Annotated in this window: 13 protein-coding genes and 1 pseudogene; 8 read left to right on the forward strand and 6 right to left on the reverse strand. The window is 45.6% G+C overall.

All coding sequences use genetic code 11. The features are described from left to right. Complete coding sequence (gene putA / locus AB4583_RS06360) at positions 1 to 3,156, reverse strand: bifunctional proline dehydrogenase/L-glutamate gamma-semialdehyde dehydrogenase PutA (protein WP_372116814.1); 3,156 nt, start codon at positions 3,154 to 3,156, stop codon at positions 1 to 3. Positions 3,157 to 3,337: 181 nt separating this feature from the next. Continuing rightward, positions 3,338 to 4,162, reverse strand: a complete 825-nt coding sequence (locus tag AB4583_RS06365; protein WP_017061200.1) for an AraC family transcriptional regulator — start codon at positions 4,160 to 4,162, stop codon at positions 3,338 to 3,340. A gap of 261 nt (positions 4,163 to 4,423) precedes the next feature. Here AB4583_RS06365 and AB4583_RS06370 point away from each other — a divergent pair. Both AB4583_RS06370 and AB4583_RS06375 read left to right on the forward strand, forming a co-directional pair. Continuing rightward, positions 4,424 to 4,603, forward strand: a pseudogene (locus AB4583_RS06370) (SUMF1/EgtB/PvdO family nonheme iron enzyme); the annotation flags it as partial. A 367-nt stretch (positions 4,604 to 4,970) separates the two neighbouring features. Beyond that, positions 4,971 to 5,753 carry a helix-turn-helix transcriptional regulator gene (locus AB4583_RS06375; RefSeq protein ID WP_032546410.1) on the forward strand — a complete coding sequence of 261 codons (783 nt, stop codon included), beginning with the start codon at positions 4,971 to 4,973 and terminating at the stop codon, positions 5,751 to 5,753. Positions 5,754 to 5,855: 102 nt separating this feature from the next. Here AB4583_RS06375 and pdxH read toward each other — a convergent pair whose 3' ends face one another. Beyond that, positions 5,856 to 6,491, reverse strand: a complete 636-nt coding sequence (pdxH, locus tag AB4583_RS06380) for a pyridoxamine 5'-phosphate oxidase (RefSeq protein WP_017070164.1) — start codon at positions 6,489 to 6,491, stop codon at positions 5,856 to 5,858. Positions 6,492 to 6,658: 167 nt separating this feature from the next. Here pdxH and AB4583_RS06385 point away from each other — a divergent pair, with 167 nt between their 5' ends. From AB4583_RS06385 to AB4583_RS06410, 6 genes are all read left to right on the forward strand, one after another. Further along, complete coding sequence (locus AB4583_RS06385; protein WP_372116817.1) at positions 6,659 to 8,581, forward strand: ATP-binding protein; 1,923 nt, start codon at positions 6,659 to 6,661, stop codon at positions 8,579 to 8,581. Between the two features lie 68 nt (positions 8,582 to 8,649). Then, complete coding sequence (locus tag AB4583_RS06390; RefSeq protein ID WP_017061205.1) at positions 8,650 to 9,936, forward strand: sigma-54 dependent transcriptional regulator; 1,287 nt, start codon at positions 8,650 to 8,652, stop codon at positions 9,934 to 9,936. Between the two features lie 112 nt (positions 9,937 to 10,048). Continuing rightward, positions 10,049 to 11,440 (forward strand): HlyD family type I secretion periplasmic adaptor subunit, encoded by a 1,392-nt coding sequence (locus AB4583_RS06395; protein WP_017061206.1) that lies wholly within the window; start codon positions 10,049 to 10,051, stop codon positions 11,438 to 11,440. A gap of 59 nt (positions 11,441 to 11,499) precedes the next feature. Beyond that, complete coding sequence (locus AB4583_RS06400; RefSeq protein WP_019823329.1) at positions 11,500 to 12,168, forward strand: transglutaminase-like cysteine peptidase; 669 nt, start codon at positions 11,500 to 11,502, stop codon at positions 12,166 to 12,168. A gap of 5 nt (positions 12,169 to 12,173) precedes the next feature. Next, positions 12,174 to 14,084, forward strand: a complete 1,911-nt coding sequence (locus AB4583_RS06405) for a LapD/MoxY N-terminal periplasmic domain-containing protein (RefSeq protein ID WP_017061208.1) — start codon at positions 12,174 to 12,176, stop codon at positions 14,082 to 14,084. 18 nt (positions 14,085 to 14,102) lie between these two features. Next, the gene (locus AB4583_RS06410; protein ID WP_017061209.1) at positions 14,103 to 16,217 is read left to right on the forward strand and encodes a type I secretion system permease/ATPase; all 2,115 of its coding nucleotides are present in this window, start codon (positions 14,103 to 14,105) and stop codon (positions 16,215 to 16,217) included. 124 nt (positions 16,218 to 16,341) lie between these two features. On the opposite strand, the gene AB4583_RS06415 is transcribed toward AB4583_RS06410, so the two are convergent. The 3 genes from AB4583_RS06415 to AB4583_RS06425 form a co-directional block, all read right to left on the reverse strand. Further along, complete coding sequence (locus AB4583_RS06415) at positions 16,342 to 18,012, reverse strand: DUF342 domain-containing protein (protein ID WP_372116819.1); 1,671 nt, start codon at positions 18,010 to 18,012, stop codon at positions 16,342 to 16,344. 419 nt (positions 18,013 to 18,431) lie between these two features. After that, positions 18,432 to 20,525: a GNAT family N-acetyltransferase gene (locus AB4583_RS06420; RefSeq protein ID WP_372116820.1), complete on the reverse strand. Its 2,094-nt coding sequence runs from the start codon at positions 20,523 to 20,525 to the stop codon at positions 18,432 to 18,434. 93 nt (positions 20,526 to 20,618) lie between these two features. Further along, positions 20,619 to 21,593: a ParB/RepB/Spo0J family partition protein gene (locus AB4583_RS06425; RefSeq protein WP_017061212.1), complete on the reverse strand. Its 975-nt coding sequence runs from the start codon at positions 21,591 to 21,593 to the stop codon at positions 20,619 to 20,621. Positions 21,594 to 21,596 lie beyond the last annotated feature (3 nt).

Raw genomic sequence — 21,596 nt, forward strand, 5'->3', positions numbered from 1 at the left:
TTATGCCTTGTCTTGTGATTGAGAGAAATGAACATCAGTAAAGCGGTATAGGTAGTGAGGACCACCCGCTTTAGGGCCAGTACCAGACAAGCCTTGACCACCAAATGGTTGTACACCAACAACAGCGCCGACCTGGTCACGGTTGATGTAACAGTTACCCACACGAACGTGTTTTTCGATCCAACGGTAAGTTGTCTCGTTACGGCTGTGGATGCCCATGGTTAAGCCAAAACCGGTTTGGTTAATTTGGTCTACCACTTGCGCCAGTTCACTCGCTTTGAAGCGTACGATATGCAGCACAGGGCCAAACTGTTCTTCTTTCAAGCAGCTGATGTCATCGATTTCAAACGCACTTGGTGGAACAAAGTCACCATGTTCACAATCCGTACCTAGAGAAAGTTGAGCCACCTTCTTCTGGGTATTGGTCATGTTTTCTAAGTGTGCCAACAACTTCTGTTTCGCGTTTTGGTCGATAACAGGGCCGACATCGGTTTTATGAAGATGTGGAATGCCAACACTCAGCTCGTCCATTGCACCGTGAATCAATGCAATTACACGGTCTGCAATGTCTTCTTGGATGTAAAGCACACGCAGTGCAGAACAACGTTGACCTGCTGAAGCGAATGCCGAACGAATAACATCACGGACTACCTGTTCAGGCAGTGCGGTACTGTCGACGATCATCGCATTCTGACCACCGGTTTCCGCGATAAACGGAACAGGCTTAGCGTTACGACTCGCCAATGACACATTGATACGTTGTGCTGTTGGTGTTGACCCCGTAAAGGCAACGCCCGCAATTGCATCATGGCTTGTTAGTGCACTGCCGATCTCAGCGCCACGACCCGGTAGTAACTGAATGGTGCCAGCAGGGAAACCCGCTTCATTCATCAGTTCCACTGCGCGAGCTGCAATCAAGCTTGTTTGCTCGGCAGGCTTAGCCACAACCGTGTTACCCGCAACCAAAGCTGCTGTAATTTGGCCAAGGAAGATAGCTAGAGGGAAGTTCCAAGGGCTAATACAAACGAACACGCCACGACCTTGTCGAGAAGCAATTCGTGTTTGGCCATCAAAACCTTTTAGTTCGAAACCTTGTAGGTTATCCGCTTGTTTTGCGTAGTAACGACAGAAGTCGACCGCTTCACGCACTTCATCAATGCTGTCGTGAATTGTCTTACCCGCTTCTTGATGACAAATTGCCACCAGCTCAGCGAGGTTGTCTTCCATCAGGTCAGCCAACTTATCAAGCGCTGCCGCTTTGGTTTCAACTGAAGTTGCGTTCCAATCAGCAAATGCTGCATCAGCGCCAGTGATCGCTGCGGAAACATGATCAAGGTTTGCAAAAGCCACCTGACCCACATTAATTCGACGATCATAAGGTGCTGTTACTTGTTCAACATTCTGATCAGCCTTGATCATGCTTTCGGCAAGAGATTCGCCGTTGATCACAGGTCCAGCAGTCCATTGATTGTTTAAGAAGCCTTTTACTTGCTCTTCAAACTGATGCGCTTCACTTTCAATATCAATGTTCACACCGTATGAATTTTTACGCTCAGGGAATACCGCTGGCGGCAGAGGAATCTTAGTGTTGTGCAATGTATCGAATGCCAGAAGCATATCGACTGGGTGTTGAGTCAGCTCTGCCACAGGGCAACGAGCATCAACCAGACGGTGTACAAACGAGCTGTTTGCGCCGTTTTCTAGCAAGCGACGTACTAGGTATGGCAGCAGATCTTTATGGCTACCAACCGGTGCGTAAATACGTACCGACTGTTGGTAAGCTTCCATTGCATGGTTGTAAAGTGAATCACCCATGCCGTGTAAGCGTTGGAATTCAAAGTCTTTATGGTCGGTCATTACGGCAATAGCAGAAACCGTGTGAGCATTGTGGCTTGCAAACTGCGGGAAGATATTGCCACGAACGCTTGGGCTCAGTAGGTAACGCGCACACGCAAGGTAAGCTACGTCTGTCGCTTCTTTACGTGTGTAAACTGGGTAATCAGTAAAGCCCGCTTGTTGTGACCATTTGATTTCGCTGTCCCAGTACGCGCCTTTCACTAGGCGAAGCGGGATCAAATCACCCTGCTCTTTTGCTAGGCGGTTTAGCCAAACTAGAACCGGTAACGCACGCTTTGAATACGCTTGAATAACCAGACCAAACTTGCCCCAGCCTTTCACTAGCTCGCTGCGATACAGTTTTTCGAATAACTTAAGCGAAAGCTCTAGGCGATCCGCTTCTTCTGCATCAATCGTGATCGCAACATCAAGCTCAATCGCACGGCGCAGTAACTGCTCTAGCGTGTCGCATAGCTCAGTCAGTACGCGGTCTTCGTTCGCCACTTCGTAACGAGGATGAAGTGCAGAAAGCTTGATAGACACAGATGGCGCTGGGCTAGATTTTGAAGAGACCTTCGATTGTGGAGAAACATAGTTGTCTCGACCTACGGCTTCAATCGCCATTAGGTAATCTTTAAAGTACTTATTTGCGTCAGCTGTGGTCAGTGCTGCTTCACCTAGCATGTCGTATGAGTAGGTAAAGCCTTTGTCGCGCATCGACTTACCGTTCTTTTGCGCTTCAGCAATGCTGCGGCCAAGAACAAATTGGTGACCCATCACTTTCATCGCTTGGTGCATCGCTTTACGAATTACCGGCTCAGAAAGCTTGTTCACTAAACGGTTAACCGCTTGTCCAGCACTCTGCTCGTTCGATGAAAGTCCAACCACCTTGCCTGTTAGCATTAAGCCCCAAGTTGAAGCGTTAACAAAAACCGAATCAGAATTCTTTAGGTGAGACTTCCAATCCGCAACGCTTAGCTTGTCGCGAATCAGTGCATCAGCCGTTGCTGAATCAGGAATACGCATCAAGGCTTCCGCCAGACACATCAGCAAGATGCCCTCTTGAGTATCTAAGCTGTATTCAAGCAACAGTGCATCGATCATCTGGATAGAAGTCTTATCCGCACGGATAGCTTCGATCAAAGAAGTCGTTTTGTCTGTGATTTGCTGCTTTTCAGACTCAGAAGGGGTAGCTAGTGGCAGAAGTTGCTCTAGCCATTGGGTTTCATCCACCATATATAATGGTGAGATAAGCGACCATAGATCATCAAGCGACTGCTCGTTGAATTCTGGCTTTAACACATCAGTAGCTGTAAACATGCGTTTTCCTTAATCTCACACCCGGAATTAGCCCGGGATCTCTACAATGGCTGCAGTGTATTTAGAGTATATAAGGATTACTTGTCAAAAACTCCGAGTTTTTTGCTAAAAACTCGCTTTATTAACAAAACAAACACAAGGTCACATATGAAACTTTAAAATAATATGCCGTTTTGTTTCACTATTTAACAGAAATTTTCTTTTTGTATTGGGATGGAGACATGCCTTGAAGGCGTGAAAAGGTGTGAGTAAAAGAGGATTGACCGGAGAAACCAGCCAGTTCTGCGACCTGACCAAGGCTAAGGTTACCCTGTTCAATTAAACGGCGAGAACGATCGATACGCTTACCAAGAACATACTGGTGAGGGGTAATGCCCATTTGCTCTTTGAACAGCATATGGAACTGGCTTTCGCCCAAGAACACGCTGCCCGCAAGCTGAGCGACAGAGATCTTATTCGCGAGGTGTTGCTCGATGTAGCGATCCAGTGCTTCAAGATCAAAACGCGAGTCTTTAATTGAGGTTTCAAATGCCGATATGTGCCTTTGCATCAGAGCGATCACCGTGTCATTGCAGGCACGGCTTAACAATAGATCATCCGGGCTCGCCTGCATTTCTTGCACCAACATATGGATAAGCTTTTGAATTTGCGCGTCTAATTGGAAGTAGACGTTCGATGATTCTAACTGGTTAATCTTCTCTAACATTAGAGGGTCATCATCGGTTGGCACAGGCATATTGAGCACTAGGATATCCGACTGACCAACCACCCCACCGAAAGCATGATCAGAGCTCGCTGTTACCACACAACCTTGACCCGGCCCGATAAGATTACCTTTACCGCAAACTTCAAATTCCGCCTGACCATTTAAACCAATCACGACTTGCGAATAGTGGTGATCGTGACAATCCATATGCGAAGGCAAAGTAATGATCTCCGCAGGGCGAGGGCCAGTAAGGCCTAGCGGGGACAAGTCTAGGTTTGGAAAGGGTAAAGGTTTTGGCATGACAGCAAAGTACTCAGATCGACATAGTGAGAATAATACTCTGAAATCTGCACAAGATGAATTTGTAAATGATCATGAGAGTCATTTCCTCACCATAAACAGAAGATCATTACCGCGATCATTTTGATCATGCCTCCGGAAAGATGATCAAGAGCGTACAAACTACGGGCATTGTAAAACCAATCGTTCCGGCGAATTTAGGGGCTTCACAAGCAATCACACGAACACGAACACGAACACGAACACGAACACGAAAAACATTTTACAGGCTTCTACGACATGGTGGGTAATGTATGGGAATGGACAACCGTTCAGAAAGGCCTAGCAAAAGGTGGCGCGTGGAGCTTCTCTCCTGAAGAAGCAAAAGTGTTTAACGAACTGTACGTACCGCCTTCAACGGCAGCGAACTATCTAGGATTCCGAGTAGTACGAGAGCTGTAGGCTCCCAATCACAGGCTCAGAATCCCAAATATTTACTCTAGGTTCTCAATTATCACATTGAGCAGCATTTATAGGGGAATTCCCCCCTTATGCATAAGCACTCCTAGGAGTAGATTCGTCGATAGAGTAGTAAGTCACTCTGGGTATCAAATTGATGCCTCAGTTTAATTTACCTGACCCTCGTAAATTAGACTGAAAATCTTCTACATGTCGACAAGGCATATCTTGTCTTTAGCCAGCCCCTCTTCAGGCTGGCTTTTTTTTTTGCCTGATTATCACCCTTTATGCCCATCGATTCTCCGTGATTGACACAGTTAGTCAGCAGTCCGTTTAACTGTCAGTCCCCCCCTTATTTTTCGTACTCTAATTGCCATTGCAGCGCTATAAGAAACTGATATTATTGCAACATCGCAACACACGAGATAAAACCTTGCCAGATCCACTCAACTCCATACATCGTTCTTTATTCGAACAACTTCCAGGCTGCTGGGGCTGCAAAGATACTGACTCGGTCTTCGTGTACGCCAACCTTGCTTACAACCAATTGATTGGCTTAAAACCCAATGAGACTTGTACTGGCTTGACCGACTTCGACATGCCCAGTCAAACCACCGAGTGCGCACAAGATTTCAGAGCTCAAGACAAACATGTGATGGATACACGCAGTACCCTTAAGATTCTCGATATTCACCCCTATCCAGACGGACGCTGGCACGCCCATATCTTTACTAAAACACCATGGCTTGATGACGACGACAACGTCCAAGGCACCATCTTCTATGGCCAAGAGCTTACCGATACCGCGATCTTAGAGGTCGGTCATTGGGTTTGTCAGGCCACAGGAACAAAAGGCGATCAGGCATCGCTTGCGGGGTCAGAGCCGCGCGTGTCTAAGCTGCAAAAGCGGCTGACTTCGAGAGAATCAGAGGTGCTGTTCTTACTGCTTTTCGGCAAGAAACCACAGTACATCGCGTCGACGTTAAACATTTCAATCAAAACGGTCGAAGGTCATGTCGCTAGATTGAAACAGAAGTTTGATGCACGCAGTAAAAGCCAATTGATTGAGTATGCGTTGGATTCAGGATTGGGCTCAGTGATCCCAGAAACTCTGCTCAAAAAACAGATCTCTGTTGTTCTTCACAGTGACTGATTGACTGTTCAGCTGAAAATGCAGACAAAAAAATGCCGTTGATTTGATCAGTCTAATCAACGGCATTTTTGGATCTGTTAAGCAGCTAAGCGATCAAGCAGCCTAAGGCGCTAGGCGATCAATATCCCAACTGTTGTCTTGGCGTGAGAACAAGAAACGGTCGTGCAAGCGGTGTTCACCACCCTGCCAGAACTCAATACTATCCACACGAACTCGGAAGCCACCCCAGAAAGAAGGCACAGGAATCTCGCCTTTGGCAAACTTCTGTTTAAGCTCTAGATACTTACCTTCTAAAATTCCACGCGCTGAGATGCGGCTACTCTGCTTACTTGCAATCGCGGCCAATTGGCTCTCTTTTGGACGTGACGAGAAGTACTTCATATTTTCCATAGCCGTCAGCTTTTCAGCCGTGCCCGTAATATGAACTTGTCGCTCAAGTGGATGCCAAGGAAAGTGCAAACTGATTTTGCTGTTGTGCTCAAGCTGGTGCGCTTTACGGCTACCTAGGTTGGTGTAAAAAACGAAACCGCCTTTATCCACATTCTTCAGCAGAACAATGCGTTGGAATGGCTGACCATTTTCATCAACCGTAGCAACTGTCATGGCAGTAGGGTCCGTCAACTTCGCTTCAATGGCTTGCTCTAGCCATAAATTGAATTGCTCAATCGGGTCTGCGGCCAAGTCTTTACGTCTCAATCCACCCTTAGCGTATTCGCGACGAATATCTGTCAGTTCCATTTGCTTGCTCCTTTAAATTTTTTTGTGATTTTGCGCCGTAATCCTTTGAAACACAAGTCTAAGCCATGGTTTTGTCTCACAGAAGGTGCTCTGTGTTAACAAGATCTCGGTACTCTCTCCATCATATTGATAATCTTTATACAAACCGATGACAAGCTGAGATCCGAGTGACCAAAATACTGCCTAACCTAATGACACCCTTTGTTTTATTCTCATTGTTATTGGGAGCTGCAGGGCTGACCGCAACCCACTTTATGGCAGTGCAATTCCAAGAAAAAATCGTCACTCAGCAACTCGATGAAGCAGCGAATAAAGCCAATCTACAAATCGACTCTGAATTGGATAAATTCAAACAGATCCCGGATTTACTCAGCCATGACCCGCGCTTGCTCTCTTATTTTGACTCATCACCACGAGCAGACAAAATTTCCGCTGCGCAGCTCAATCAATTACTATTTGAATGGTCGAATCAAAGCCAAGCCGACACCATCTATATTCACGACCCGAGCGGTACTGTGGTCGCTTCCAGTAATTACCAAAAGCCTCGTACCTTTGTAGGTGAGAACTTCTCGTTTCGTCCCTACTTTGCTTCTGCCATTCAAGGTAACAACACACAATATGTCGCGCTAGGCGCTCGCTCGAACGTACGAGGTTATTTTCTGTCTTCACCTCTGTATATCGACAAGGAAGTTGTTGGCGTTATCACGGTAAAAGTGAGCTTAGAAAATCTCGAAAACATCCTGACCAGCGACGATTTTGAGATCGTAGTACTCGACTCTAACCAAGTGGTCTTTCTATCAAGCCAAGCTCCGTGGCTTTACCATTCATTGTTGCCATTAACGCAGCAACAACAAACGGATATCGCACTTCAACGCCAATACGGTCAAAGCGAAATTTCGATCATCGAAGCCTTTCGTTCTTCAAGCTCTCAGTCAGAAGCGAGCAATACCAATCAATCTAGCAACCTTCAATCCAATGAAATTCGAAAAGAGCTCACCGCCAACCAGTTATTCAAGCTTGGTGCTTTTAATCTTTACCCTGCAACGGTCAGCAACAACCAGTACCAAGTTGTCGCACTAAAAGAGACCAGAGCTGAACTTATTAAAATCTTTCAGATCGATGTCATCTTCGTGGTGATTTACAGCTTGGTGATGCTCATCGCTTGGTCGTGGCGCCAGACTTATCTCGCGAAAGTGGCGTTGACCCGACTCAACCAAAACCTAGAACAAACCGTAGATAAACGTACCCACTACTTGAAGCAATCCAATCAACAGCTGCAACAAACCCTTTTTCAATACCAAGAGTCGCAATCCAAGTTGAAACAGACAGAGCAAGAGCTGACACAAACCGCGAAATTAGCGGTACTCGGTGAGCTGTCAGCCAGCATTAACCACGAAATCAACCAACCGCTTGCAGCACTGCGAACCTACAGTGAAAACAGCTTAAAGCTACTGGAAATGGAACGAACCGATTTAGTGAAAAGCAATCTTGAGAAAATGATTGGCCTCAACAACACCATTACCGACATCATCGCGCGACTCAAAGTCTTTACTCGCAAGGTCACCAAACAAGAACATCATGTGGCGAACCTGCATCAAGCGGTCAATAACGCCACTAGCATTCTCAGTGCGCTGATGATCAAGCAAGGCATTACGCTAAGGCTAAGCACGGTGCCAGATGACATCAATATTGCGATTCATCCAACCGAACTCGAACAAGTACTAGTGAACCTGATTCACAACGCGATTCAAGCGCTGCAACAACAAGTTCTTGAACAGAAAATCTTGCAGGAGCAACAAAACCTGGAAAGCGTTGACCAACAGGCTAGCCCACAGATAGGCATCGAATGGCAACTTCATCACAACTCTTGTCAGCTGATCATTTGGGATAACGGAATTGGCATGCCAGATGACAAACTAGAACAGCTGTTCGACCCGTTTTTCACCACCAAACCGGAAGGTTTAGGGCTAGGGCTTTCAATATCGAAACGGATTATTGAAGCGTATCACGGCACGATCAGCGCGAACCGATTAGAGCCTTCAGGCATGGTATTCTCGCTAAGCATCCCGTTATATAACGATAAGGGCTAACACGCCGTTGTTATCGCTGATTAGAAAACGAATCTCACATACTGCTAAGGACTCGACTTTTGCACTCTATGCCTAAACTCTATTTTGTCGACGATGAACCCGCCATTCGAGACTCCGTAGAACAAGCCATGCTCATTGAAGGCATCGATATCGTCTGCTTTCCCAATGCTATTGAGGCATTAAAGAAAATAGATACCACGCAAGCCGGAATTGTCATCACCGATATTCACATGCCAGTGATGGATGGCATTCAATTAACGCAAAAATTACTGAGCCAAAACCCTCATTTTCAGGTCATCGTACTTACCGGACATGGTGACGTGCAAACCGCGGTATCCGCAATGAAAGCCGGCGCTTACGATTTTCTGGAAAAGCCATTTGTGGTCGATGCCCTACTCACTGCCGTTAAAAAAGCCGCAGATAAACTCGCACTGGTTGAAGAGAACAACCTATTGCGCAAAGAGTTGGCAATGCAAAATCAGGTTGGCCCAAAACTGATTGGTCAATCTCCATCAATGCAGGCATTGCGCCGAGAATTGATCACCCTAGATACCAAAACTAACCCACTTCTATTGTTTGTTGGTGATTTAGGGACGGGGAAAAGGGTCACTGCACAATACACCCATGATTTACACAGTCATCAAACCGCGGAGCTTTGCCCTGTCGCGGCGTTTAATTTGCCACGCAGTGACGAAGCGACATTCCATCAGTTTGTTTTGCAACTGTTCTTAAAGCATCAAGGTGGAACACTCTATATCCATGAAACAGAAGCGTTAACTTCGCAGCAATGGCTATGGTTAGCCGCTCTAAAACCCACTCTACTTCATGAAAACTCATGCAAGACCAATGCAACTTGTATCATTATCGCAACTACAGTAGTTCCTACTACAATTACAGGTGAACTACGCCGGTTTAATTTACTACCCTTGGCGCAAAGAACGGAAGATATTGGCTCTTTATTCAAACACTTTGCTCGTGGTGCGGCCAGTCGCTATCAGCTGCCGCCACCCGTGATTACAGAAAAAGAGATTCAGCGACTCATTGCAACGCATTGGACGGAGAACATTCGTCAGCTTCGCCAACATGCTGAACTCAGAGTGCTGACTCAAATTAAGCAGCCGTCGCTCGACAGCGATACTGATGAGCAAAATGAACTCGATATGAGCATTGAAGAGCAACAACAGTCGTTAAACCAACGCACCGATAGCTTTGAACAAATTATCTTGATTGAGGCGCTACATCGCCATCAAGGTCGTTTAAAAGAGGTACAACAAGAGCTGCAGGTGTCGCGAAAAACACTGTATGACAAACTAAGAAAGCACCAACTCGATAAAACAGATTTCAAGAACCGATAAGTCTTAAAAAATATATAAATTCAAAGATTTAAATGAGCAAAATCTTAACATTTATCAAAAGTAAGAATACACTCAATAGGCTTGCACTTTTATTTAGCGAACAAGGACTGTTATGAGTCAGAAAAATTTCAGCAAATTGAACGAGACCGAGCTTGAGTATGTCGATGATAAAACAGCGGCACTACTCCTCAATACGCCCACCAGTGCGCGAATTATGTTGTGGGTGATCGTTCTGTTTTTTATTGCTGCTATTGGGTGGTCTGCATGGGCAGAGATCGACAAAGTTACCGTTGGCCAAGGCAAAGTGATCCCCTCCTCTCAGATCCAAGTGGTACAAAACCTTGAAGGTGGCTTGGTTAAAGAAATCTTAGTTAAAGAAGGCCAACGCGTTCAAAAAGGTCAACAACTGCTGTTAATCGATGACACACGATTCCGTTCTGACTTCCGCGAGCGTGAACAACAAGTCGCGAACTTGACCGCCAACGTGTTAATGCTTTCCGCTTCCCTGACCAGTGTTGTCATCAATGAAGAATTCTCTGAAAAAGAATGGAAGAAAAGTGTCACTCTCGATTATGGCAAGCTTGCGTTCCCACCTAAATTCTATGAACTTCAACCTCAACTGGTTAATCGTCAAAAAGCAGAATACCGTCAAGATCTCAATAATCTGAGAAACCAGCTTTCCGTTTTTGATCAACAAGTTGAACAGAAACAGCAAGACCTAGTTGAGATTAAAGCGCGTGTTCGAAACCTAAAACAGAGCTACCAGTTTGCTCGCCAAGAACTGGATATCACCAAACCTCTCGCCGATGAAGGGGTGGTACCACGAATTGAATTACTTAAACTGCAAAGACAAGTGAACGACACTCGCCGAGAAATGACTTCGAGCGAGCTAAAAATTCCTCTTTTACGCTCAGCAATCAAAGAATCCATGCTCAGCCGTATTGACGCCGCACTGAACTTCCGCTCCGAGCAACAAGAAAAACTCAATCAAGCCCAAGACAAGCTCTCTGCAATGACCGAATCTGCCGTTGGCCTAGAAGACAGAGTAAACCGTACCGTGGTGGTTTCTCCTGTAACAGGCACCGTTAAAACATTGGGTATTAATACTGTCGGCGGGGTTATCCAACCGGGTATGGACATCGTTGAGATTGTACCAACAGAAGACTCTCTATTGGTTGAAGCGAAAATCGCCCCGCAAGATATCGCGTTCCTACGCCCAGAATTGACTGCCATCGTTAAATTCAGTGCTTATGACTTCACTAAGTACGGTGGTCTAGAAGGCGTGTTAGAGCACATCAGTGCCGATACCACTCAAGATGAAGAAGGCAATAGCTTCTATATCGTGCGCGTGCGCACCGAAAAACACAATTTTGGACAGAACGAAGAGTTGCCAATCATTCCAGGTATGACCGCCTCTGTCGATATCATCACGGGTAAAAGAACCGTGCTTGAGTACATGTTGAAGCCACTATTAAGCGCTCAAAACAATGCACTAAAAGAGTAAGGACGTTTGATGTTTGATAACGCCTTTCAATACACAGCAAATAGACAAGAGCAGAGGCTATGAAGTCTCGGATTTCGCTATTGCTGCTGGTCCTCACCTCTTTCACCTCTGTGGCGCTCAACAAGAGCGACCAACGGTGGATAGATGCAGTGACCAAAACCTACGGCGATAGAGCCGGAAAGCGAGTGGCGACATGGCGCTCAAATATGACGTCATACGACGGATTAAGTGAAAAAGAGAAGCTCAGGTCAGTAAACCAGTTCTTCAACCAGATGTACTTTGTCGATGACAACATACTGTGGGGAAAGAATGACTACTGGGCAACACCACTGGAATTTTTAGGCAGCAACGCCGGTGATTGTGAAGACTTCACAATCGCAAAATACTTCTCTTTGCTTGAACTGGGCGTCCCAGATAAGAAATTACGATTAGTGTACGTAAAAGCACTGGAACTAAACCAGTTCCACATGGTGTTAGCTTACTACTCAACACCGAGTGCAGAGCCATTAATTTTGGACAACTTAAACCCTGAAATTAAACGCGGTTCCAAACGCCCAGATCTACGACCAATTTACAGTTTTAACGGTAAAAACCTTTGGTTGATCAAGTCGGCAGCAGGCAGCGGCAAATTGGCAGGGAAATCTTCAAGATTGAGCTTATGGAACGACTTACGTTCACGTGAGCGCTCTCTAAAATTAAACAAACCCATTATCAATTACGATGAGTAGGTACAATGACTTTATATAAACAGCTTGTGGTCGGGATGGTTGCAGTGTTCATACTGCTGATGACGTCAGTTTTTATGATCGAATTCAATACCACCCGTGGATACTTAGAGGAGCAGCAACGCTCTGAGGTAAGTAATACCATTAATACTGTTGGACTGGCTCTCGCCCCTTACCTAGAAGAAAAGGACAAGGTGGCAGTGGAGTCTGTTATCAACGCCCTGTTTGATGGCAGTTCTTACTCAGTCGTTCGATTGATCTTTCTCGATAGCGGTGAAGACATTCTCCGCTCATACCCTGTAAAGCCAACTGGCGTACCAGAGTGGTTTACCAACCTAAACCTGTTCGAGCCTGTTCATGACCGCCGCGTGATCACCAGTGGCTGGATGCAATTGGCCGAGGTCGAGATCGTAAGCCACCCAGGCCCTGCCTACGATCAACTTTGGCAAGCATTCATCCGCTTACTGAGCATATTTGGCACGATCTTCTTGCTCGGTTTGGTGTCTATCTCTTGGATCCTTAAGCGCGCTTTACGCCCGCTCTCGTTGATCATTACCAAGATGGATCAGATCGCCAAGAATCAGTTTGGCGAACCTCTGGCTCGTCCAAAGACAAAAGATCTCACCTTGGTTGTCGATGGTATCAACCACATGTCGACTCAAGTTGAACTGGCATTTAAAAACCAAGCGAAAGAAGCTCAGAAGTTACGTGAAAGAGCATATATCGACCCTGTATCTCAGCTAGGTAACCGTGCTTACTACATGTCTCAGTTAACTCAATGGTTAGAGGAGTCGAGCTTAGGTGGTTTAGCGGTACTTAAAGCGGAGTTTATCAGTGAAGAGTACGATGAAAAGGGCTATCAAGAAGGTGATGCCTTGGTTCATCAACTGGCTGAACAGCTGCAAGCTTCAATTTCATCTCCAGATATCACCATCGCTCGTATTTCTAGTGACGAGTTCGGTTTCATCATGCCAAACATTGATGAGAGCGAACTGAAACTTGTCGCGAGCAGCATCGTAAACTGTATCCAGAGCCTAGGTTCAGACCCAACAGGCACTGCGAATCCACATATTGCTCTTGGTGTGACCTACAGCAACAAGCGTAAAACCAGTACTGAAATCATGTCGCTGGTGGATAACGCACTCTCAAGTGCCAAGGCGAATCGAGAACTTGCTTACGGCTACGTAACCGCAGACGATCACGGCGCAGTGATGGGCAAACAACAATGGCGTATGTTGGTTGAAGAAGCGATCATCAACGACCTCATTACCTTCCGTTTGCAGGCTGCAAACAATGCCTTTGGTAAAACGTATCACCAAGAGGTGTTCTCTGCGATTGAAAAAGATGGCGTGCGTTACGGTGCTAACCAGTATCTATACGCGCTAGAACAGCTTGAAATGAGCCACATTCTCGACCAATACGTTATTGAGAAGATGGTTGAAAAGCTCAATGCAAAAGAAGTAACCAGCCCAGTCGCTATTAATCTCTCGCCAAGCAGTATATCTCAACCAAGCTTCATCCGTTGGATCGGTAAGACGCTTGAACAGAATGCTTCAATCGCTCACCTGTTGCACTTTGAGATTCCAGAAAACTGCTTCATCAACGTTCCGCACTACACGGCACTTTTGTGTAACACCATTCGCAACGCTGAAGCGGTGTTTGGTGTCGATAACTACGGACGTAACTTCCAATCACTGGATTACATCAACGAATACCGTCCAAGCTATGTGAAGCTAGATTACCTGTTCACACATAACCTTGATGACGAAAAACAGAAGTTTACCTTAACGTCGATCTCTAGAACCGCTCACAACCTAGGCGTCACCACCATCGCGTCTCGAATAGAAACTCAGACTCAGCTAGATATTCTGTCTGATAACTACGTAGAAGTGTTCCAAGGCTTCATTGTTGATAAATAGTTGTAAGGGTTATATCACATGCAAGATCCACTATTGAACTCACTGATCTACGTTAGCCGGTATTACGGGTTAGCTAACTCGCCCGAAGCGTTGATCAATGGGCTACCACTATCCGATGGAAAGCTAACCCCTTTCCTATTCCCACGCTCTGCTGAACGAGCAGGATTAGTGGCAAAAGAAAACCGTTCCGACTTAGAAAAGATTCCTCACCTGATACTGCCTGCGGTCTTACTACTTAAACAAGGTGAGGCGTGCGTTCTCAACAGTATCGATTTAGAGAAGCAAGAAGCGGAAATCATTACTGCGGAAAGCGGAATGGTGCCAATCATCATTCCTGTCGAAGAGCTGAAAGAACAATTCATCGGCCGCTACTTCTTGGTAAAGAAACAGTTCCGTTATGATGAACGTTCACCAGAAGTTCTAAAAACACGTAAAGGGCATTGGTTTTGGAGCACGATTTGGGAATCTAAAAACATCTACCGAGATGTGTTGATTGCCTCCATTCTTATCAACATCTTCGCGATTGCCGCGCCGATGTTTACACGCTTGGTGTACGACAAGGTAGTTCCCAACCTCGCCTTTGAAACTTTGTGGGTGCTGGCAAGTGGTATCTTTGTCGTGTTCCTATTCGATTTGCTGCTCAAATTGATGCGCAGCTACTTCATTGACGTTGCCGGTAAGAAATCCGATATTCTCATTTCCTCCAAACTGTTCAGTAAAGTACTGGGGATTCGTATGGAAGCGAAGCCTGCTTCTGTCGGTGCTTTCGCTAAAAACTTGCAAGAGTTCGAATCCATTCGTGAATTCTTTACCTCTGCAACCATTGGCTCGTTAATCGACCTCCCCTTCGCACTGATGTTCTTAGCGCTAATTTGGTTAATGGCTGGAAACCTTGTGTTTGTTCCCGTTGCTGGCGTGGTCATTTTGATCGTCTATGCATTGCTAATCCAAGGTCCACTGCGCCGTACCATTGAGGAAGGCTCTCGTCTTGCTTCGCAGAAGTACGCGAACTTAATCGAGAGTTTGGCAGGGTTAGAGACGGTTAAGCTGTTCAGTGCGCAAAGCCAATTCCAATTCCGTTGGGAAGAAGCCGTTGCTCACATGGCGAATTGGAATATCAAAAGTCGACGCATCACTGACAGCATCCAAAACACCGCCGGCTTTGTTCAGCAAAGTACTAACGTTGGTATGATCATCTTTGGCGTGTATCTAATTGCAGAAGGTGAACTTACGATGGGTGGCTTGATCGCTGCAACCATGTTGAGCGGCCGAGCGATTGGCCCGCTTGTTCAGCTGTCTTTGCTTTCGACTCGTTACAACCAAGCAAAGTCATCAATGACTCTGATTGAGCAAGTGATGTCGATGCCTGATGAACAAGAAGAAGGTAAACGCTACATTCACCGTCCGATTATTCAGGGCCATATCGCGCTAGATAAAGTGACGTTCCACTACCCAGATTCACCAGTGGCTTCAATTAGAGACTTAACCCTCAATATTAGTCCTGGTGAGAAAGTAGCAATCATTGGTCGTATTGGTTCAGGTAAAACCACACTAGAACGTCTGATTATGGGCCTGTACAAGCCCACAGAAGGCCATGTACGTATTGATGATACGGATATGGAGCAACTGCATCATGTCGACGTACGACGCAATATAGGTTGTGTTCCGCAAGACAGTAACCTGTTCTACGGTTCAGTAAGAGACAACATTACTTTAGGTCGTCCTTTGGTGGATGACCGTGACGTGATGGATGCAGCAAACCGTGCAGGGGTAACCGCGTTTACTCAACAAGATCCTGCAGGTTTGGAACGCCAAGTGGGTGAAGGTGGTGCCTTGCTGTCTGGTGGACAACGTCAGTCAATTGCCATTGCTAGAGCCTTCCTTGGCCGTCCGCCAGTGTTGTTGATGGATGAGCCGACCAGTGCTATGGATAACCGTTCAGAGATGCACATCAAACACCAACTTAACCAATTGCTACCAAGCGAGACGTTAATTCTGATTACACACAAAACGTCGATGTTGGACATTGTCGATCGAGTGATCGTAATGGAGAAAGGCTGCATCATTGCAGATGGTCCAAAAGCACAGGTTCTTTCAGACCTTAAACAAGGCCGAGTGAGAGCCGTTAGTTAGAGCGCTCAAATCACCTAAATAAATCATTATCAGTAGAAACCCAAAGGGGAGCATCAGCTCCCCTTTTTCGATTTGTCAGTATCGGCACCTTAACCATACGTAACTTTGTGTTCAGCACAAAAGTCTACAAAGCAATATCCTCTTGCTCCATCTTGAATGAACATTGGATCTCGTATTGGTTGAATGAGAAAACACTTCCACCATGGGTTCGCTTGGTTGTGACTGTCTCATCACCAAATTGAATCGTCACTCGGGTATACACTTTTTCGTGTACCTCTACAGTGCATTCAGCAAGGTTGGTTGCAAACTCCGCTTCGAGTGTATCTAGCTGCGACTTTGTGTTTTCTATTGCGAGGTTATTCTTCTCACGTTGCTGCTCTATTTCTAGGGCTTGCTCTTCGCTTCTCTCTGCTTTCGGGCGCTTCTTAAATTCTAACTCTTGGCGAATCACACCCATGGTTTGCTCTTGAGTGTATTTATAAGTTTCCTTCAGCTCAGCTATCTTTTGGCGGTAACCATCGTAGCGCGCAAAACCATGTACCTTAGTTGCGGTGTCTCCCTCAACACCTAAGAAGACACATTCTACTTTTCCGCCAACTTTGGCTTCACCACCGCTTAGCGTGCCGTGTTTTTTCAAGCTGTCCATCACGATAAGGTTGTTACCACAGCGAATGTCATTACTCATACTGTGCACACCAAGTCGAAGGTCGTTGGCCGTTTGTAGCTCGGCATTCTGTGCGTAGCTTGCTGTGATAGAGCCTTTGCTAAATACCTTACAACTTTTTGGCTCACCCTCTTTGGTCGTATGGCCGATAATGCCTTTGGCGACTTTGATATCGCCCTGGGCTTGAACTTCGGCCGATTCGATAAAGCCACCAACCGTAACACTTCCGGTCGCCTTGACGATCATCCCCGGCTCGATGTTACCAGAGACAAAGACATTACCTTTAAATTTAACGTGCCCAGTTGAGACATCGACGTTGCTGACACATAAGGCGTCATCCACTTCGATGGTTCGGTCTTTAATGATGGGCAATCCAGGGTGTGAGGCGAGTAGTAAATTGGGATCTTCAGGGGAGATGTAAGTGCCCTTTCCAGGCTTGATTAAACTGTCTTGTCCAGGAAGCGGTGGGATAATTCGGCCTTGAACGGTAAAGCCAGCGATACCTTTGGTAGCGGGGGTACGTTTCATTAAGTGATCATTTTGACCAACGGTAATGGTTTGTCCCAAGTCTCGCATATCAATCTTGCCTTCGTCTTTGCTGCGAGGCTTCAAGACTTGGCGAGTAATATCTTCAACCAAAGCGGCAAACTTAGCATCCTTACCTTTTACTGGTTGTGTCCCTTTAGCGACGGGCTGAGTAAACTTTTCCCCGGGCTTAAGTTTGCTACTCATCATCAGAACTTTTCTGAGCGCTAACTTATTTATTCCTTTTGTTATTTGAGCTAGAGATAAGCACTGAATGATGTCGCTACCACGCAGTGGGTGTCCATTGTAGGGACCAGTGACCACGAGGCTCGCCAACATCTCATCATCAGACAGTTCGACCGCAACAGTGGCATTTCGAACTTCGGCAATCAAGATTCCTTCATAAGCTTCACCCTTACCTTCTTTAGCAAGAGTAACGAAACGCAACACCTCTTCTTCGAAAAGAAAATAGTTTGATGCATTCAAAGCTTCCAAGGTTGGTGGCAGCGTCTTGTTATCAAAGCTTGCGTCAACCACAGTCCCGGTTGGCAGACATGCCATTACTTGTTGCTTGTCTTCCGACAATGTAACGATGTTATCCCACATTCGAATTGAGTATCCCTAATGACTCAGTTGTTATTCAGTCTATATAATTCATTCTGCGCTGAGTATCACATTATTAGAATAATCAGCGTCACATCACTTACTTTCGATTCTGCAAACATGACTCATAAATAAGACTTACACATTTTATGATCTGCTTCGCCTTTACAAATACATAGGAAAATTTTTTCAGAATATTTCGTGCGATTGAATGTTGATTCGATGTAGGGCTAGATAGTAAAGGCGAATAGCTTTAGAAGATTAAAGGCTGTAGTGGAGAGATGAAACAGAAGTGATGTAACAGATAATCAGGGTAAAAACGGATTTGAATATGGAGCTTTAGTTTACAGTGTAAATCCAAGATTCTAATTTACACTGTAAATCTAATTTGTAGCGGTCAGTCTATTTAAATGATGGCTAGCCTATTTACATTGTAAATTTGCTAGCAAAACATCGACATCTTTACGAAACTGAATCTCTGCTTGTTTACGACCAACAAGATTAAACTGTTCAACACAAGTCCCCCACTCTTTCTGCTGAACAACCTTTGCGATGAGTAAGTCAGAAATACCTATGTTTCGATCGTTACTGAGTAGAATCAAGTTCAGTACGCTGAAGCTGATCGCATCATAACTGTTGCCACCGTTCACGTAATTTCTAACTAACTGAGTTTCAAACTCACTAACGGTGTGAACACTCTTTGGCAGCAGAGCTCGCACCATATCGGTTTCAAGTGAAACCAAAGAACCTGAAACAAGAAAACAGTAGCTACGCTCGAAGTGATTTTGAACTTGGTTTATCCAGCCTTGAGAGTTTGAGTTAAGCGCCTTAACCATCAGAACCGAGTGACAGCCACTGGCCTGATCTCGCTGGTGGCCGATGTGCACAGCTTCAAATTCACTACCACGCCAAAAAGAAATCAATTCGCTGGTCGCGCCAAAACTTGTCGCCAGATAATCTGCTTGGCTGGTTTGCTGTGATAACTGAGCCAACATCCAACGGCCAATACCCAAACCTTGATGACGCGCTGAAACAGCAATGCGCATCACTCGAAGGCAACGACTGCTCGCCGCATGAGTACAGCCAAGTTGGTTTGCCAGTAATACTGGAGCAAGGTGACCTTGAGGCCTGCGTTTTCCAAGTTGAATTTGAGTAATCAACTCGCTGTCCAAACCACCCTCTTCCGTCACCAACATACAACCTAAACATTCACCTTGCTGCCAAGCGGCGTATAAACGGATTGCTGGATTGTTGAGAAACTGCATTAAGTCATTTGGCGAGGTCTGATAGTGCGCATCCACGAGAAGAGAAAAACATTGTTGTAGCTGCTCAGGATTAGCCAAGCATTCTGCTTTTGATAACTCGACTAAGTTTAATTTTTTGATTGCGTCAGCAGAAAAGCCTTCGATTTCATCAACCGCCGATTCAGTGACTGATGCGTCATTACCAAGTAGGAAGCAATCAAACAACCAAGCTTCTAGCGGATCGTTGCTATTCCAACGAATCGGTTGTTCGAGCTTAAAGCCTTTCCACCCCGGACGATGCTCAGAAAGCCAAGACTCAAACTTAATACCGAACCCTCGCCCACTGCCTTCGTAACCATGTACCGTGGTTGAAAAGACCATACGGTGATAGATGTCGACCATGGATTTAAGCATCGGAATTGGAATTGCAGCTGCTTCGTCAACCAATAACAGATCGCAATCAGGCTTAGATTTAAGTAATTCATCTGTTGCGACGAATCTTAAACTGCCACCTTGATGACGAATGTGAGTAGCGTTTACCACTTCGCAAGATTCCAACCCTTGGCTAGCATGGGAAAATACCGGCTCTACCGCTTTCACTGAAGGTGCGGTAACAACAATATTAAACCCGTGACGCTCAACTAACAGCTGCGCAGCGGCAATACCCAATGTCGAACTTTTACCACGCCCTCTATCCGCAGTGAGAATCAAAGGACGTTTACGGTGTCCAGACACCACTTTTTTGACTAATTCAACAGCCGTGTTTTGCTGTTCAAATTTATCCAATCCGTTTTGGGCGCTTTGCATCTGAGGAAGAACGTGAGTTGCTTGAACTACATCGCAGGCTTCATTGTGTTGTGAAACAGACATCAGTTTATCGAAATGACGTTTTAACCAACGTTGGCCAAAGCTTTCACTATCTTCAGAGGCATTAACTTTTGGCGGCAACACCAACAACAACCCACCACCAACTAACGAACCCAACGCGGCACTAAAACCATTCGCATCGAACTGCTCTCTAAAATCACAAACAAGAACTTGGCACTCACGACCAAGCAGTTGTTGGCCTTTTTTTACTGGAGCATGAATCACACCTTCAAATGGCGTACCGCCAACCTGGAAGATGCTCGGAGTGTTTGAATCTTGAAGGAAGGTAAAAACAGCAGAGTTTTGCCAATCAAAATCGCCATCAAAGACCACGCCGTAACGGTGATCGTTATGCTGAGCAATATTAGAAAGTGTATGTAGAAAAGTGTTGGTTGGGTTTGTCATAGTTAGCGTCCAGATTCATCTAAACACAGTTTATCACAGCCAAATAAAAAGCCGCATAAAGCGGCTTTAGAGGAGTAATGAAAAGTCGTCGACTTAGTCGAGCTTCGATTGTACGAAGGCGAGGATTTCTTCCATTGTTGCGTCATCAACTTTCTTAAGGTTCAACGCCAAGTTTGAACCCTTGCGGCTGTATGATACGCGGCCCTTAATAAGCTCAACTTTTGGAGAAGCTTTCTTCGCTGGCGCTGGCGCCAATTCAAGAATCCAACCTTCCAATGTTTCGGTCACGTCTTTGGTTAGACGAGTTACGCCTTGAGCTTCGCTACGCTGCCATACGAAACCTTCAGAAGCATCACACTTAGTAAGCAGTGTTTGCTGCTGTTCACTCGTCAATCCACCAAACTGCTTGTGCAGTTTAACAATAGTTGGACGACCAAGGTCGCTCACATTTGGGTAAGCTTGTAGCAATTCAAGTGGTAGAGCAGCTGCTTTCAATGCACCACTCACTAAAGCTTCACTGCACTGGAACATTTTAGCCAGTGCTTTCTGATCTTCAGCTTCGCCTTTATCCAGCTTCGCTTGCATCTCTTTGCCCTTCTCGTAAAGAGAAAGCGGTTTATGAGCGTTAGCTACGTCTGATAGGAACTTAGCGTGTTCGCCGTTAATGTTTTCAGCAACATAGATTAGGAACTCTTTGTCAGCCAAAATACATGACATACGACGACGGCTACCATCAAGAACTTCAATCTTACCGTCTTTGTTCTTACGACCAACTGCTGGGTATTGCTGACCACGTTCTTTCAATGTTGTAAGAACATCAGAAAGCGCATGCTCGTTTAAGAAAGATTGCTCACGAGCGTTCTCTTCAAAAACAACCGTTCGAGTAGCCACTTCAGCCGCAGGAATTCGAACCAATTCAAATGAAACCAAATCTTCGCCAGCAACAGAAAGCTCAATCACTTGAGCCTGCTCTTTTGCCGCTGTTTGCGCTTCTTGTGGTGTTGCTACGCGACGTTTGTTTGCTTTACCAAATAGCTTTGCATTTAAGTCAGATGTTTTAATTGCCATTGT

The organism is Vibrio sp. 10N.222.49.C12 (assembly GCF_041475025.1).
In the GTDB taxonomy this organism is placed as follows: domain Bacteria; phylum Pseudomonadota; class Gammaproteobacteria; order Enterobacterales; family Vibrionaceae; genus Vibrio; species Vibrio crassostreae_C.